The sequence below is a fragment of the Williamsia sp. z71 genome (assembly GCF_059553375.1).
The window spans coordinates 198806-215392 of the sequence record NZ_JCANWX010000001.1; the positions used below are offsets into that span (position 1 = coordinate 198806).

13 protein-coding genes are annotated in these 16587 nt (G+C 64.0%); 9 read left to right on the plus strand and 4 right to left on the minus strand.

Going from position 1 to position 16587, the window contains the following annotated elements; translation table 11 throughout:
- Nucleotides 1-42 precede the first annotated feature (42 nt).
- Nucleotides 43-660 (plus strand): SanA/YdcF family protein, encoded by a 618-nt coding sequence (locus AC51GR_RS00820; RefSeq protein ID WP_496322730.1) that lies wholly within the window; start codon nucleotides 43-45, stop codon nucleotides 658-660.
- Here AC51GR_RS00820 and AC51GR_RS00825 read toward each other — a convergent pair.
- Nucleotides 590-1852, minus strand: coding sequence for an acyltransferase (locus AC51GR_RS00825; RefSeq protein ID WP_496322731.1), 1263 nt, complete (start codon nucleotides 1850-1852; stop codon nucleotides 590-592). The genes AC51GR_RS00820 and AC51GR_RS00825 overlap by 71 nt on opposite strands.
- A 107-nt stretch (nucleotides 1853-1959) precedes the next feature.
- Here AC51GR_RS00825 and AC51GR_RS00830 point away from each other — a divergent pair, with 107 nt between their 5' ends.
- From AC51GR_RS00830 to AC51GR_RS00860, 7 genes are all read left to right on the plus strand, one after another.
- Nucleotides 1960-2733 (plus strand): TSUP family transporter, encoded by a 774-nt coding sequence (locus AC51GR_RS00830; RefSeq protein ID WP_496322732.1) that lies wholly within the window; start codon nucleotides 1960-1962, stop codon nucleotides 2731-2733.
- 113 nt (nucleotides 2734-2846) lie between these two features.
- Nucleotides 2847-4268, plus strand: a complete 1422-nt coding sequence (locus tag AC51GR_RS00835; protein ID WP_496322733.1) for an amidase — start codon at nucleotides 2847-2849, stop codon at nucleotides 4266-4268.
- A 125-nt stretch (nucleotides 4269-4393) separates the two neighbouring features.
- Nucleotides 4394-6010 carry an ABC transporter substrate-binding protein gene (locus AC51GR_RS00840; protein WP_496322734.1) on the plus strand — a complete coding sequence of 539 codons (1617 nt, stop codon included), beginning with the start codon at nucleotides 4394-4396 and terminating at the stop codon, nucleotides 6008-6010.
- Nucleotides 6011-6132: 122 nt separating this feature from the next.
- Nucleotides 6133-7089 (plus strand): ABC transporter permease, encoded by a 957-nt coding sequence (locus tag AC51GR_RS00845; protein ID WP_496322735.1) that lies wholly within the window; start codon nucleotides 6133-6135, stop codon nucleotides 7087-7089.
- On the plus strand, nucleotides 7082-8164 hold the full coding sequence (locus AC51GR_RS00850; protein ID WP_496322736.1) for an ABC transporter permease: 1083 nt from the start codon (nucleotides 7082-7084) through the stop codon (nucleotides 8162-8164). The genes AC51GR_RS00845 and AC51GR_RS00850 overlap by 8 nt, the downstream gene beginning before the upstream one ends.
- Entirely contained in the window at nucleotides 8161-9258 is a 1098-nt protein-coding gene (locus AC51GR_RS00855; RefSeq protein ID WP_496322737.1) for an ABC transporter ATP-binding protein, read from the plus strand. Before AC51GR_RS00850 ends, AC51GR_RS00855 begins: the two co-directional genes overlap by 4 nt.
- Complete coding sequence (locus tag AC51GR_RS00860; RefSeq protein ID WP_496322738.1) at nucleotides 9258-10247, plus strand: ABC transporter ATP-binding protein; 990 nt, start codon at nucleotides 9258-9260, stop codon at nucleotides 10245-10247. The genes AC51GR_RS00855 and AC51GR_RS00860 overlap by 1 nt, the downstream gene beginning before the upstream one ends.
- Nucleotides 10248-10296: 49 nt before the next feature.
- On the opposite strand, the gene AC51GR_RS00865 is transcribed toward AC51GR_RS00860, so the two are convergent.
- Nucleotides 10297-12450: an acyltransferase family protein gene (locus AC51GR_RS00865; RefSeq protein WP_496322739.1), complete on the minus strand. Its 2154-nt coding sequence runs from the start codon at nucleotides 12448-12450 to the stop codon at nucleotides 10297-10299.
- Nucleotides 12444-14624, minus strand: a complete 2181-nt coding sequence (locus AC51GR_RS00870; RefSeq protein WP_496322740.1) for an acyltransferase family protein — start codon at nucleotides 14622-14624, stop codon at nucleotides 12444-12446. The genes AC51GR_RS00865 and AC51GR_RS00870 overlap by 7 nt, the downstream gene beginning before the upstream one ends.
- Nucleotides 14625-14800: 176 nt before the next feature.
- Between AC51GR_RS00870 and map the strand changes: the two genes are divergently transcribed.
- Nucleotides 14801-15568 carry a type I methionyl aminopeptidase gene (gene map / locus AC51GR_RS00875; RefSeq protein WP_496322741.1) on the plus strand — a complete coding sequence of 256 codons (768 nt, stop codon included), beginning with the start codon at nucleotides 14801-14803 and terminating at the stop codon, nucleotides 15566-15568.
- Nucleotides 15569-15667: 99 nt separating this feature from the next.
- Here map and AC51GR_RS00880 read toward each other — a convergent pair whose 3' ends face one another.
- Complete coding sequence (locus AC51GR_RS00880) at nucleotides 15668-16543, minus strand: universal stress protein (protein ID WP_496322742.1); 876 nt, start codon at nucleotides 16541-16543, stop codon at nucleotides 15668-15670.
- Nucleotides 16544-16587 lie beyond the last annotated feature (44 nt).

The following is a 16587-nucleotide window of genomic DNA, read 5'->3' on the forward strand; positions in this document are numbered from 1 at the left end:
GCGCAGGTAGACCTAAGTTACTAATCGGTAAGGTTCATTGTGATGTCTGCCATAAATCGCGTCAGAATCCTTGCGTCGGTCGGAGTGGCCGCGGTCTCTGTCCAGTTTGTCATCGCGGTGGCCGCCACATGGATTTATGTGATGGCGTTCGACCGGGAGTTCGCGGTCACCGACGCGCCGTCGGCGCCGGTTGCTCTGGTCCTTGGGTCGAAAGTAGATGAGCAGGGTCCGGGGTCGTATGTGCGGGGGCGCCTCGACACCGCCCTCGAGCTGTATCGATCGGGACGTGTGGAGCGCGTTCTCAACTCCGGGAACGGTCGCCCCGAGGCGGGGGACGAACCGGCCGTGATGCGAGCCTACCTCGAAGAACGTGGCGTTCCGGCCGCCGCGATCATCGACGACCCGGAGGGCTACGACACCGCTGCCGGCTGCCGTCGGGCCCGGGACGTCTACGGCTTCGACGACGTCCTCGTCGTGACGCAGGATTTCCACCTCGGGCGCGCGATCGCGCTGTGCCGGAACGTCGGCGTGGATGCCCGCGGTGTCTACGCGGACTGTGATTGCGCGGTGTGGACGGTGGCCCGAAACGTCATTCGCGAGACTTTTCTGGCGCGGCCGCGTGCGTTGCTGACGGGTCTGACGACGTCGTCGGCGCGGTGATGCCCTGACCGGGCATCGGAAGACGCGGGCGCCCGGTCAGGTACGACGAACCGGGCAGGCGGCGCAGGATCTCCACCAGCAACAACGAACCGGCGATCGTGCCGATGTACGTCAGGACCGGTGCCCAGGGCGAACCCAGGGTGTTGATCCAGGATTGTCCGTTTTTCTGCGGGTGCAGGATCGCGAAGATGAGGATGGCGTGGCACAGGAACACGCTGAACGACCGGTTCGATGCGTACTTGACCACGCTGTCGAAAGTGGGCGTCCGTTCCCGGTAGGTGTCGGTCCAGTGCTGGCCCAGCGTGTACAGGCAGGCGATGGCCGCAACCAGGAAGAGCAACAGTGTCGGCTGGAAGGCGGCACTGGCGTACAGCGGGATCTGATCCAGGCCCCACACCCGCCGCCAGAAGGTGACCAGCGCAAATGCCGCGGTCAGCAGGAGGGCGACGAACAGCCACGTGCCCTTGCCCCGGAGCCAGAGGCGGATCCGCTCGCGATGCACCGCGGCGACCGAGCCCAGGAAGATGAAGAACTGGTACGGGACGAATGTGGCGTAGTAGTGCCACCAGAGGCCGGCCCAGTCGGCAGGCGGTTGCCAGTACGTGATGATCGAGGCGACCGCGACCTGGACCGCGAAACTGACCGCGAGGAGCGCAGCGTGATGGTTCTTGGTCGCGCGGACGATCCACAGAACAACCGGGAACAGCACGTACACCTGCAGCATCACGAACAGGAAGTACATGTGGAAGCCCGACAGGCCCCACTTGAGCAGATCCCAGAACTCGTCCAGGCTCCCCGGAACCTCGCCGAGACGGCCCTGGTCCCACATGTCCTCGATCACCCAGTAGATGAATGACCAGATCAGATACGGGATGATGACGAGCTTGATCCGGCGGCGCCAGAAGTGGACCGTCCGGAAATCGGTCCGGTCGAAGTTCTGATACATCAGCACGAACCCGGTCAGCGCGAAGAACATGTTCCGGGTGAAATGCAGCAGCAGGGTCGTCGAATTGACCGGCATGCTGTTGAACTCATCGGTGGTCGCGGTGAGGCAGTGCACGAAGATGACCAGCGAAAACGTCGTCGCCCGAATCAGGTCGACATGGTGCAGATAGGCATGCCGAGTCCGCGGGCGAGCCGTCTGGGTGACAGTCGTGTTGGTCGCGGTGCTCGCGGAATTCGGGGAAAGCATCGCGTCAAGCATGCCGTATCCGGCCGTGGCAGTGGTGGATGGGAGGTCTGCATCACAAGTGAGGGGCGATCTACGGTGCAGGCATGACGTGTGACGGGTGGGGGTAGATGATTCCGGACTGGGATGTCCTGGCCTGGTTGCTGGTGGCTGCGGGAGTGGCGGGCTGGATCGATGCGGTCATCGGCGGCGGTGGACTGATCCTCATCCCGGCGATGCTGATCGCCTTCCCGGCTGCGGTGCCGGCGATGGCACTGGGAACGAACAAGCTGGCGGCGATCGCCGGGACGGGTGTGGCCGCATTCAACTATTCGCGTGCGGTCACCGTTCCCCGCAAGCTGGCGGTGGTGTCGGTGCCGATCGCGTTTGTCTCCTCGGCGGCCGGGGCGTTGTCGGCGGCAGCGATCTCGTCAGATGTCATCCGGCCACTGGTGATCGTGCTGATGCTGGCGGTCGGCATCTTCGTCGCGGTGCGGCCGTCGTTCGGGAGCAACAGCGGTGAGAGTCCGCCGCTGACCCGGACGCAGATGATCGGCGGATGCGTCGCGTTTGCCGTGATCGGTTACTACGACGGCATTTTCGGCCCCGGTACCGGGATGTTCCTGATCATCGCGCTCACCGCATTGTTGTCGCGCAACTTCATCGAGAGCGCGGCACTGGCCAAGATCGCCAACACCGCCACCAATCTCGGTGCGCTGGTGGTCTTTGCGATCGGCGGCAACATCTGGTGGGCATTGGGTTTGATGCTCGCCGTTGCCAATGTATGTGGGTCGATCCTCGGGTCGCGGACGGTGCTCAACCGCGGGACGGGTGTCATTCGTATCGCGCTGTTGTCCGTGGTGGTTGTGATGTCGACCAAACTCGCGTGGGATCAGTGGGCCTGACGCACCGGGCAGGCCTCCATCAACCGTCCCGGTAAGTGGGATTCTCACCCTCGGTTCGCGGCGTGGCGAGATGATGCACCGCAGTACCGTCGAGCAAGCGAGGTGGGATATCGATGCATGAGTTGTTTGATTCCAACGACATGACCGGTTTGGCAGAAGCGATCAAGACCGGCGACGCGTCTGCAGAGGAAGTCCTCGAGTTCAGCTTGAATCGACTCGACGAGCGTAACCCGGCGATCAATGCGGTCATCCGTGCGTGCGGTGACGAAGCACGTGAACAGGTGGCCGCCGGCCTGCCACAAGGTCCGCTGCGCGGTGTCCCGATCGTGATCAAGGACCTGAACATGGACGTTGCAGGGTTGCCGAGTACCAACGGATCTCGACTGTTCGAGGATGTTGTGCCCGCCGAGGATTCTGAACTGGTGAAACGTTACCGCCGTGCCGGGTTGGTGATCATCGGCAAGACGAACTCGCCGGAGTTCGGTATGAACGCGAGCACGGAGCCGGTGCTGTTCGGGCCGACTCGCAATCCCCATCGCCTCACCCACTCCGCCGGCGGCTCCTCGGGTGGTTCGGCCGCAGCAGTTGCCGCCGGGATTGTTCCTGCCGGACAGGCCAGTGACGGTGGCGGATCCATCCGCATCCCGGCGTCGGCGTGCGGGTTGGTGGGACTCAAACCCAGCCGCGGTCGCGTGCCTGCTCACCCGAAGACGCATTTGCTGGCGGGTCCGATGAGCGTCAATCATGCCGTTACTCGCAGCGTGCGTGACACGGCGTTGTTGCTCGACGTCAGTCAAGGAGCCGTAGCCGGCGATCCGTACGTCATCGCTGCGCCATCGAAACGGTACGTCGACGTGGTGCAGACCGATCCGGGACGTTTGCGCATCGGAATCGCGACGGTGCTGCCTTCCGGGGCGGCGGTGCATTCAGACTGTGTTGCAGCGACTCTCGACGTTGCGGGTGTGCTCTCCGATATCGGACACGAGGTGGTGGACAAAGCCCCCGACTTCCCCTTCGCCGAACTCATGAGCGGCCTGACGCACTTGATGGCAGTCCCGATGTCGGTGGCGGTGAATGCGCGTCTGGCGGAGCTCGGACGCGAACTGCGCAGCGACGATCTCGAACCGATGACCCGCATGATCTACGACCGCGCAATTGCGGAGAGCGCGGGGGACTATGTCCGGGCGCTCTCTGACCTGGAGAAAGCGGCAACCATGTTGGGCGGCTACTTCACCGACCACGATTTGTTGCTGACACCGACGCTGGGAACCGTGACTCCGCCGCTGGGACTGCTCGACACCACCAACCCGGCGTCGGTCTGGGAGCACGGAATGTCGTTCAGCGGCATGACAAGTCCGTTCAACGTAACGGGTCAACCGGCGATCTCGCTCCCGCTGGGCAAGGACGGATCCGGCATGCCGGTCGGTGTTCAGCTGGTCGCCGGGTTCGGACGCGAGGATCTGCTGTTGCAGGTGGCATCGCAGCTCGAGGCGGCGCGTCCGTGGAGTATTGCTCCGGTGTGGCCACCTCGGTGAGGTCGAGAGCAGAACTCGGCTGGTTTCACTGAGTGAGACTGCCCTAGGCAATGTGTGGCATCTGTCACACACTCTGTTGTGTTCACGACACATCACAGCGGACTTTGTCTATGGAAGGCACCAGAATGAGTCGCAGTTCCCGCAGCAGGAGTCGCAGGTTAGCCGCTATCACCCTCGCCGTCACCGCAAGCATGTTCCTGGCATCGTGTGCCGACGACGGATCGAGCGGCGGCGGTGAAACTGCCGAATCAGGTTCGGCGCTCACGATCGGCATGGTCAACGAGCAGGCCGATCCCGGTGCCCCCACCAAAGGTGGCACGGTGACGTTCAGCGGTTATTCCGCTGTGAAGACGCTCGATCCGGCGAAGAGCCAAGTCGCCGGTGCTTCCGAAGGCAGCGAGCTCGGTGCCATCTATGACGTATTGGTGCGCTACGACCCCATCGGGCAGGAATTCGTGCCGCAGCTGGCGAACTCGCTCGAGCCGAGTGCGGACAGCGCGACCTGGACGCTGAAACTTCGCGACGGCGTCACGTTCAGCGACGGGACACCGCTCGACTCCAAAGCCGTCACCGACAGCATCAACCGCTACGTTGCCAACAAGGGACCGGCGTCAAGCGTTTGGGCCACCAAGGTCGCCTCGATGGACACCCCGGACGCGACGACGGTTGTCTTCAACCTGAGTAGTCCCTGGACAGGTATTCAGTCGATGCTCGCCACCGGACCGGGCATGATCGTCTCGCCGACCGCGCAGAACGGTGACACGTTCACGCCCATCGGTGCAGGCGCGTTCACGCTCGAGAGATTTGCTCCCAACGAGGAACTATTGCTCGCAGCTCGCCCCGACTACTACGGCGGCGCACCCAACATCGACAAGCTCAAGCTGATCAGCATCGTCGGTGCACAGGCCACCGCCGACGCACTGAACACCAACGGAATCGATGTCGCGTACCTACGTTCGCTCACCCCGATCCTGGATCTGATCGAGAGCGGTAAACCCGGTTTCATCGACATCCCGGCGCTCGGGTACACCGCAAATGTGAATGTGGCCCCAGGCCGTCCCGGCGCAGACGTCCGTGTCCGTCAGGCGATGGCATTGGCCATCGACCCGGACACGCTCAACACCCGCGTCAACAATGGCGAGGGGCTGCCCGGTCAGGAAATCTTCCAGGACACTTCGCGGTGGCACAACGACGTCGCACCGATCGGCGTGGACCCGGCCAAGGCGAAGGAACTGCTCGCTTCGGCCAAGGCCGACGGCTATGACGGCAAGATCACGTTCCTTGCCGTGCAGGAACCGTCGGCGCAGGCGACTGCTCTCGCGGTCCAGGCAATGCTCGACGCGGTCGGTTTCGACACTCAGATCGAGTACGCCACCGGCGCAGGCGATTTGGTCAAGCGCATGTACGTCGACCACAACTATGACGTCAGTGCCGCAGCGGTGTCGCTGTCCGAGGCCGATCCGTACGAGCGTCTCTACGCCAACCTCAAGTCCGGTAGCGCCAACAACGCCACCGGCTACACGGACGCCCAGATGGACGCTCTGCTCGATCAACTCGGCGTTGCCACCACCGACGAGGACAAGACGGTAGCTCTCGCCCAGATCCAGGAGCGCGCCAACGAGACCGTGCCGTGGTTGGTCTGGGGTAACGTGCCGACGTTCGACGTGTGGAACCAGAACGTTCACGGACTGAAGCAAAACGTCGACGGCATCGTACTTTTCGACGAGGTCTGGAAGTCCTAGCTTTCGAACCGAGGTGGGCGTCCGGCTCCGCAGGGTCTTCGTGCGGGGCCGGACGCCACTGAAAGCCACCGAGATACGGAACTGCTGGTAATGCGAGCCGGCTGTCCGAAGGAGAAAACCAGATGGACATCGGCACAATCGGTAAGAAACTGGGCCAGCTTCTCGTCGTGCTCTTGATCGTCAGCTTCGGCACCTTTGTGCTGGCGTCCCTGATTCCAGGTGACCCCGCCGTTGCGGTGCTGGGTGCGGGCCGGTCCCCGGCCGAATACGAGGACATGCGTCAGCAGTTGGGCCTCAATGACCCACTCCTGGTTCGCTATTGGAACTGGCTGACCGACGCCCTGCAGGGTGATCTCGGTATCTCGCTGATCCCGCCGCAGCAGGACGTCCTCACCGCGATCAGTTCTGCTCTACCCGTCAGCGTTCAACTCGCTGTGATGGGCCTGGCCTTCGCCCTGGTGATCGCAGTACCGATGGCACTGTGGTCGGCCCACCACGAGGGTGGTGTCATCGACCGCGTCATCAGCGCCGCGACGTTCGGCGTCCTGTCCGTTCCGAGCTTTTTGGCCGGCCTGCTGCTCATCATGGTGACAGTCAACTGGCTCGGCTGGTTTCCCCGCTCGCAGTGGGTTCGTCTCGGTGAGAGCTTCACCGGGAACCTTTCTCATGCAATACTTCCCGCGATCACCATCAGCCTTCTCGAGATGGCGATGTTCACTCGCGTGCTCCGCAGCGATCTGGTCACGACCTTGCGTGAGGATTACATCCTCGCCTCGAAGGCCAAAGGGATGCCCACTCTGCGAGTCCTGTTCAGTGACGCACTGCGCCCATCCTCGTTCTCGCTCATCACCATGATGGGCCTGGCGCTCGGCGCCATGATCGGCAGCACCGTCATCGTCGAGACCCTGTTCTCGCTGCCGGGAATGGGCACCCTGATCGTTCGTGCTGCCCAAGAGGGTGATTCGCAGATGTTGCTGGGAGCCGTGGTCGTGATCGCGGTCATCTACGTGGCCGTCAACAGTGCGATCGACGTTCTGTACACCTATCTTGACCCGAGGAGTCGTCGTGTCCATGTCTGAAGTGACGCCCGCCGGAGCTGCCCGGCCCGGGGTGACGACACATCGGCAGCAGGCGGAACCGCCTACAACCGGCCCGGCAGAGACGCAAGACAAGCCGACGAGGTTGGTGCTGATCGGCACGATCCTGACAGTTGTCGGGCTCGCGCTACTGGGGACCTCCCTGTTCGGCTCCGGCATCATGATGACGGTTCGAATCGTCATCGCTCTGGTTGCGTTCGTGTTTCTGTTCAAAGGTCTCGGCAAGATCGGCCTGGCCAGGTGGGGCAGTCGATTCGACCTGTCGTACTGGTTGTCCGTCATCTGGCTGGCGGCGTTGGTGTCGGCCGCAATCCTTGCCCCCCTCCTACCGCTCGGTGAACACAAGGACACGGTCAAGACCCTGACCGAACCCGGATTCGCCTCCCCGAGCCTGTTCTCGGAGCACCCGTTGGGTACCAACAACTTGGGCCTCGATCTCCTCGCCCGGGTCTTGTACGGTGCCCGCGCCTCTCTGACGGTGGCGATCTGCGCCGTGCTGATCGGCGTGATCATCGGCGTCACCGTCGGCGTCATGGCCGGATACTTCCGTGGGAAGGTCGACGCCGTGGTCGGAATCCTCACCAACTCGCTCCTGGCGATTCCGTCACTGGTTCTGCTGATCGCGTTGGCTGCCGCGCTGACGCCGAACCTGCTCAACATCACGCTGGCACTGTCGATCCTCTGTATTCCCAGCATGGTTCGGATAGCCCGAGCCAACACCATCGTGGTGGCACAGCGAGAGTTCGTTCTGGCGGCCCGTGCAATGGGTGCCACGAAGTGGCGCGTGATCTGGCGGGAACTCGTCCCCAACGTCCTGGTCCCGGTGGCCGCACTCGGACTGGTGGCCGTGTCCGGGCTGATCGTCGCGGAAGCGTCGCTCAGTTTTCTCGGACTCGGTATCGCACAGCCTGATCCGACGTGGGGAAACATGATCGCAGAAGGTCAGGGTGGCATCGTGGAGAAGCATCCGTTCATCGTTCTGGTGCCCGGCGTCTTCCTCTTCCTGACCGTGTTCTCGTTCAACCTCATCGGTGAGAAGTATCGGAGCAAACTGTGACGACATCATTGAACGCCGGGGCGCCGCTGCTGCAGGCAGACAACGTTCGGACTGTATTCGCCACTCCCCGCGGGCAGTTGCGGGCCGTCGACGGTGTCTCGATTCACGTCGCCGAGGGTGAAACCCTCGGTATTGTTGGCGAATCAGGTTCCGGCAAATCGGTTTTCGGCCGCACCGTCATGGGTTTGCTGCAGAATGGTCCGGGTCTGAAGATCAGCGGCACCATGGCCTTTGCCGGTCACGATATGTCGACGATGAAGAAGTCTCAGATGAAACACTTCTGGGGTCCGGAAATCGCGATGGTCTTCCAGGATCCGATGACGTCGCTCAACCCGTTCAAGCGGATCGGCACGCACATCACCGAGTCGTTGAGGTTTCACCTCGGCCTGAAGAAGGCCGCCGCACGTGACCGCGCGGTGGAACTGTTGACGATGGTGGGTATCCCCGAGCCGAGGCGCCGCGTCGACCAGTTCCCTCACGAATTGTCCGGCGGCATGCGTCAGCGCGTGGTCATCGCCATGGCCTTGGCCTGTGAGCCGAAGCTGCTGATCGCCGACGAACCGACCACAGCACTCGACGTCACCGTGCAAAAGCAGATCCTCGATCTGCTCGCCTCGCTCAACGACAAGCTCAACATGGCCGTGATCCTGATCAGTCATGATCTCGGCGTGGTGTCGGGACGATGCGATCGTGTCGCCGTGATGTACGCCGGTGTCGTGGTGGAAACCTCGGCGACCGAAGAACTGTTCACGCGCCCGCGCCACCCGTACACCGAAGCGTTGATCTCCGCGATTCCGCGCCTCGAATCGCCGACGCATACGGTGCTGCAAACCATTCCGGGTGGGTTGCCGGACATGACGAAGCCGGTCGAGGGTTGCCGCTTCGCAGCGCGCTGCAAGTACGCGCAAGATGACTGCTTGACCACCGATCCGGGCCTGGCGCCCGGCAGCCCCGACGACCGCACATCGAATGGCCATTTGTTTGCGTGCCACTACCCGGTGGATACACCGGAGGGCGCTGCGGCATTGGCCGCCAATGAAGAGGCCGGCAGGACCGCAGCGGGCTTGCCGCTCACGGTGAAGGAGATGATCTGATGGCCGTGGCAACGGATACCGAAGAGCCCGAGACGCGTGCGGTGGCTCTGACTGTCGAAGACCTGGTCGTCGAATTCGATGTCGGCAAAGGGCAGACCGTGCACGCCGTGTCCGGTATTTCCTTCACCGTCAGTCCGGGGGAAACGCTGGGCGTGGTCGGTGAATCCGGCTGCGGCAAGTCCACTGCCGGCCGCGCGATCATGCAATTACCTTCGCCGACATCGGGTTCCATCCGCCTGGGCGACATGGAGATGACCGAGTTGGACGCGGAAGCACTGCGCCGCAGCCGCACTCAGCTGCAGATGATCTTCCAGGATCCGATCTCATCGCTGAACCCTCGTCGGAAGGTCAAAGCGCTGGTTACCGAGGGGCCGGCCATCTGGGGTGGAAAGGACAAGAGATCCATCGAGGCCCGGGCCCGCGAGGTTCTGGCCGAGGTCGGCCTCGATCCCGACGTGGTCTGGGATCGCACGCCCCGTGAGTTGTCGGGCGGTCAGTGCCAGCGGGTGTGTATCGCACGCGCGTTGATGCTCGATCCCAGGGTCCTGATCTGCGACGAGCCCGTCTCCAGTCTCGATGTCTCGGTGCAGGCCCAGATCTTGAATCTGCTAGAGGACGCGAAGAAGCGCCACGGACTCTCCATGCTGTTCATCGCGCACAACATGGCCGTCGTGAAGAACATCAGTGATCGCGTGATGATCATGTATTTGGGCCGTGTCTGCGAAATCGTCCCGGCAGAGGGTATGCAGAAGCGCTCACTGCATCCGTACACGCAGTTGCTGCTCGCGTCGATCCCGGATCCCGACGCCACAGTGACTGCCTCGCAGAACGTGGAGCAGAAAGCAGTCGAGCTTCCGTCGCCGCTGAATCCACCGAGCGGGTGCCGGTTCCGGACCCGATGCCCGCTGGTCACCGATCGCTGCGCTGAGGAAGTTCCCGACCTTCGTCTCGTCGGTGCGGGGCATCAGGTGGCGTGCCACAACGTGTGATCGCAGTCTGCGACACCAGGCGATCGAGATCTGCGCCCCCGGCGACCGGTCACCACCACCCGGGCAGTGCATCGCGGAGGCCGTCTCTCATCGCCGGGGTCAGGCTCGATACGAAGGCGGTGGTCAGGTGGTGATAGTCGTGCCATACCAGGATGTTTCCCACGATTGCCGGGCAGTTGGTGTCGTCGCACAGGGCGTCGGAGAAGTCGAGGAACGACATGTTGGGGAACTGGGATCGGATGGCGAGCGTCGGGTCCTCCGGAGACAGCGCCTGCTCACGGTCGACGCCGCAGTCGATCGCCGACCCGCCATCCGCCAGACACTCCGGTGGTGTCAGTTGGGGGCCGAGCGCCCAGGGGGTGTCACGGATTGCGATCACCTGCTGCCCGCGGTCGCGGAACTCGGTGAAGATGTCGAGGTAGTCGGACGGGATGTAATCGCCGGACCCCTCACCGTCGGTGGGGCGGGTGCTGGTGGTGAACACGACGTCGGGTCGGTCGACGGCCAGCTGATCCATCACCATCCGCGACCACTCGTTGCATTGTGGGTATTCCTCACCGATCGGGGTGAGGATCGTCTCGGTGATCAACGGGCAGCCGACCTTCAGGTAGGTCGTCACCCGAAAGTTCTGCTCCCGGCCGATCGCGTCGAGGGCCGTGAGCCAATGCTCGGAGTGGGAACCACCGACCAGTGCGATCGTCCGTGCGGCACCGCGATCGCCGTACACGCCTACGCGCACCGAACCGTCGGTCCAGCCGGAGACGACTCCGTCGGCCGATGAGATCGGCCAATCATTCTCCACTGCAAGTGCATTCGGCTGCGGGCTGACTCGCGGAACCGCTGCGTCGGCCCAATATGCCCTGGCTCCCGGGTAGAGCTCGGGGTCCAGATTCTGGGCGTCGAGGGTCAGGCTCGCCGATCGGGACTGCCATTCATGGATCGCCAGGCCGGTGCCGGCGGTGAGTACCGCGAGCACACACGTGAGGGCGGCGGCGTAGCTCGGTACCGGGATGCGGCGCACGTCGATGCGCGCCGGCTTGACCTTCGTGCGGCCGGCCCGAAGCGGCACCTCGATGAATTTCGTTGTCAGATGAGCGAGTACCACTGACACCGCGATGATGCCTGCGCCTTCGAGGAACGAGACGTCGCTCTGGTAGCGCCACGCCAGATAGAAGATCAAGACCGGCCAGTGCCAGAGGTACAGCGAATAGGCGATGGAACCGAGCCAGACGATCTTCGGATGGGCCAGCCACGAACTGACCTGTGCTGCTTCGGGCGTGGCGAACGGACTGGCCGTTGGCGCGGTGTGCGCCGATCCGATCCAGACGAGGAGCGCGGTTGCCCCGACGGGCACGAGAGCCATCGTGGACGGGTACTCGTCGACGCCGGAGATCCACCATCCGCAGCTGACGATGAGGACCAGTGCCGCGACACCGAGTGCGTTGCGGATCCACTGCGCCAACGCAACACGCGGCATCCACAACGCCAACAGGCCACCCAATAGCGGCTCCCAGGCCCGGGCAAAGGTGTCGTAGTAGTTGAACGGCTGGTCGATCCCATGGCGATGCGCCGCCCACGACAACGACGCCACGGCCGAGAGGGCGATGACGCCGGCCAGGGCGCCGCGGACGACCGCCGGTCGCCGGAAGGGCTCGGAGCCGATGCCGAGCAACCGGATCACGCCGCCGACCAGCAGCAGCGCCACCAATGTCGCGGCAAAGAACTGGCCCTGCACCGACATCGACCACAGATGCTGCATCGGACTGTTGGCCGAATCGGCTGCGGCGTAGTCCTGCGCCGCCAGTGCCAGGTGCCAATTCTGGAAGTACAGCGACGAGGCGATCACCTCATCGCCCAACGCTTCCCAGCGAGCCCTCGGCAGCACCGTCACGGCGAGTACGACAACGGCGATCAGGACCGTGATCAGCGCGGGTACCAGTCGCCGGGCCAGGCGCCACAACCGCCCGAACGGATTCAAGGCCGCGACCCAGGTCGAGCCGGATCCGGCAGAGGTCGCCAGGATGTGTTTGAGCAGCGACGCCACAAAGAAATAGCCGGACAGGGTCAGGAAGACGTCCACGCCACCGGATACCCGATTGAACCAGATGTGGAAGACGACCACGAGCGTGATCGCCAGACCACGCAATCCGTCGAGATCCAGCCGATAGCCGTTTGCGGCCACAGCCTTCTGCGTTATCACCACCAGCTGGACAGCACCTTCTGCATGTCGGTCCCCAACGCGGGGATCAGGCTACGCACGAATGTCGCGCTCAGGTGGTGGAAATCGTGCCACACCAGGATGTTCCCGACGACCGCCGGACAGTACGTGGCGTCGCACATGGCATCGGTGTAGTCGAGGAAGCTCATGTTGGGGAAGTCGGGTGCGATGGCCAGCGCCGGATCCGTCGGCGACATCACCAGCGACCGCTCGACGCCGCAGACCGACGGCTTCTTGCCCAGTGCCAGACACTCGGGCGGACTTTCTTTGCCGACGGTCCACGGATTGTCGCGCACCGCAATGACTTTCTGGCCGCGGTCGCGGAATTCGCTGAAGATGTCGATGTAGTCCTGCGGGACGAAGTCTCCGGTCACTTCACCTTCGACGGGGCGAGTGCTGTTGGTGAACACCACGTCCGGTTTGTCGACGGCAAGGCGATCCATCACGTCGCGCGACCATTCGTTGCACTGGTAGTACTTCTGTCCGAACCAGGTGAAGACATGATCGGTGGTCAGTGGACATCCGACTTTCAGATACGTCGTGACCTTGAAACCCTGTTGTTTGCCGACCGCGTCGAGCGCGGTGATCCAGTACTCGGCGTGTGACCCGCCGACGAGGGCTACGGTCCGCTGGGCGGTGGGATCGCCGTAGACGCCGACCTTGATCGAGCCGTCTTTCCATCCGGAGATCACCGAGTCGTAAGACGTTATCGGCCAATCCTTGTCGGCCACATCCGGAGTGGGCTCGGCCTCGACCCGCGGAACCGGTACGCCGTCGAGATAGGCGCGGGCGCCCGGGTAGAGCCGGGGGTCGAGGTTCTCGGTGTCGATGGTCAGGTTCTGGACGTGGTTGTTCCAGGCGACGATGCCGACTCCGGTGATGGCGGTGAGGACGACGAGGGCGGAGGTCAGAACCGCTGCGGGAGTCAACCATCGACGACGGCGCGCAGGGGTTGCCGGAGCCGTATCCGATTCGCGCGGCGGCTTCTTGTCGGACTGGCGCAGGGGCTTTTCGATGTACGTGGTCGTCGCCCAGGCCAGTGCCAGGGAGGCCGCGATGATGCCGGCCCCTTCGATGACGTTGACGCTGTCCTTGTAGCGCCAGGTCAGGTAGAAGATCAGCAGCGGCCAGTGCCAGAGATACAGGGCGTAGGCGATGGAACCGAGCCAGACGATCGAGGGATGGGCCAGCCAGGAGCTGACCGTGGCGGGTTCGGTGATGTCCGTGGGCGCGGTTTGCCGTGACCCGCTCCAGATCAGCAGCAGCGTGGCACCGACGGGCACCAGGGCCATCGTCGACGGGTACTGCTGAACTCCGACGATCCACCAGCCGCACGTGATGATCAGTCCCAGGGCGACGAGCCCGATGGCGTTGCGCAGCCATTGGGGCATCCGGACCCGGGGCATCGCCACCGCGAGCAAGCCGCCGGCGATGGGTTCCCAGGTACGCGCGATGGTGTCGTAGTAATTGAATGGTTGGTTGATGCCGTGGCGATGGTGCGCCCACGCAAACGACACCAGTGCGACTCCCAGCAGCGCCGTCCCGATGATCGATCTGATCACCACGGGTTTGCCGAACGTGGCGAATCGCTTCGCCAGCAATTTCAGGATCCCGCCGAGCGCCAGCGCCGAGAGCAGGGTCAGCACGAAGAACTGCCCCTGCACCGACATCGACCACAGGTGCTGCATCGGGCTGTTCGCCGAGTCTGCGGCGGTGTAGTCCTGTGCGGCGAGCGCCAGATGCCAGTTCTGGTAGTAGAACGCCGAGGCGATCACTTCGCTGCTCAACGGGGCCCACCGGGTTCTGGGCATGAGCAGCAGGCACATCACCACGATGAACAGGAGCACCGTCAGCAGAGCGGGCAGCAGTCGGCGCGCCAGGCGCCACAGGCGAGGTCCCGGGTTCACCGCCTGCGTCCAGCCGACGCCTGCCGGAGACGTCGCGAGGACGTGTTTGAGGAGCGAGGCGACAAAGAAGTAGCCCGACAGGGTCAGGAAGACATCCACTCCGCCGGAGACCCGGCCGAACCAGATGTGGAAGACCGCCACCAGGGTGATCGCGATACCGCGCAGGCCGTCGAGGTCGACCCGGTATTCGGTACCGGAGGCCGGGCCAGGGGAGCGCGATGCGACGGACAGGTCGGTCACGGTCGCACTCACGCGGCAGATTCTTCCAGATGGGACGCCATATCCTGGTGCCGACAACCCGGTTTTATGAGCCAGATCTCCCGATTTTCCACAACAGCACTGAATCTGAGGGCCTCACGGCCGATGGGCGAGTAAGACCCCGGCTCCCCTGTGGAGGATCATGGCGGGCGACGAAAGGGGGAGTGGCGATGGTGCAACTCAAGTCATCCGGCGAGATCGAGATGATGCGGGAGGCCGGCCGGGTGGTGGCGCGGGCGTTGTCCGCGGTGGAGGCGCACGCCGCAGTCGGTGTGACCCTCAAAGAACTCGATGACGTGGCGGCCGCCATCATCAGCGGGGCCGGAGCGAAGTCGGCGTTTCTCGGCTATCACCCGAAGTGGGCGCCGACGCCCTTCCCCGGAGTCATCTGTGCGAGCGTGAACAACGCGGTCGTTCACGGTATCCCCGACGGGCGACGGTTGCGTGATGGTGACCTCGTGAGCGTCGACTGCGGGGCGTTCCTCGATGGTTGGTGCGGCGACGCCGCGGTCAGTTTCGTTGTGGGTGAAGCCGATCAGGCCGATGTTGATCTGATCGCGGCGACCCAGGCCGCGCTGTTGCGTGGTATCGAAGCTGCGCAACCCGGTGGCCGGATGGGCGACATCGGGCATGCGATCGAAGGACCGGCTCGTGCGGCCGGGTACGGGATGCTGGAAAACCACGGCGGTCACGGGATCGGGCGGGCGATGCACGAGGACCCGCAGGTCCCGAATGAGGGCCGCGCGGGCCGCGGAATCAAACTCTCCGCCGGCCTGGTGATCGCGATCGAACCGATGCTGATCCGGGGTGGCGACGACCGATACGTCCATGCCCCCGACGGGTGGGAGCTCACAAGCGCATCCGGTGCTCGCGCCGCACATTTCGAACACACGGTCGCGATCACTGCGGAGGGACCACGAATCCTCACCGTCCTGTGATCGATCGCGCGGTGACCTGGTGATCCGGGCGTGCCCTTTGCAGAACTCGGCCCCGCGCACTCCGTAGAGCAGGCGGGGCCGAGTGCAGCCGGCGAAAGATCAGCTGGTGTGGGAGTTGATGATCAGGACCGGGCTCGGAGCATGGTGCAGCACCGTCTGGCTCACCGAGCCCAGCAGCAGGCCGGTGAAACCGCCGCGTCCACGACTGCCCAGGACCAGGAGCTGGGCTCCTTCAGCGGCGGCGGTCAGCAGCTGGTGTGCGGGTCCGTCCGCAGCGACGACGGTCGAGACCCGGACGTCGGGGAAGTCGGCTGAGTGGGCCGCGATTCGTTCGGCGACAAGCTTTTTGGCCTCGTCCCGGACCTCTTCGATCATTTCGTCGGTGATCCCGACTCCACCGAAGGTGTTGGTGGCCAGGTCCGTCCATGTGTGGACGACGGTGAGGCCGGTTCCGCGCAGTGCGGCCTGCTCGAACGCTGCTGTGAGTGCACGATCGGCGATCGCGGAGCCGTCGATGCCGACCACCACCGGACCGGTGCCCGGGGCATGCGCGATGACGGCCACCGGGCTGGTGGCGTGCGCGGCCACGCCCGTGCTGACAGATCCGGCGATCAGTCCACGGACGGCGCCGAGGCCGCGGCTGCCGACGACAACCATTGCGGCGTCCGCGGATTCGCGGGTCAGAGACGAGGCAGGTGTGCCGGCGACGACCCGTCCGGAGACGTTCACCGACGGGGCGGTGGTCCGGGCCAGTTGCTCGGAAGCTGCGACCGTGTCTTCGGCAGCCTTCTTGAGAATGGCGACCAGGTCTCCGGTGTAGGCCATCGACGACGCCGCCAGGCCACCGAGCTGCGGTTCGTAGACGCCGACCACAACGAGGTCGGTGCCCATCAGCTGGGCGGTGTTCGCGGCCCACACCACGGCATGGTCTGAGCTCTCGGAACCGTCGACTCCGACGATCACAGGTTTCGGCATTTCGGGTTACTCCTCTTGCTTGTTCTCTTGATGATGTTCTCGAC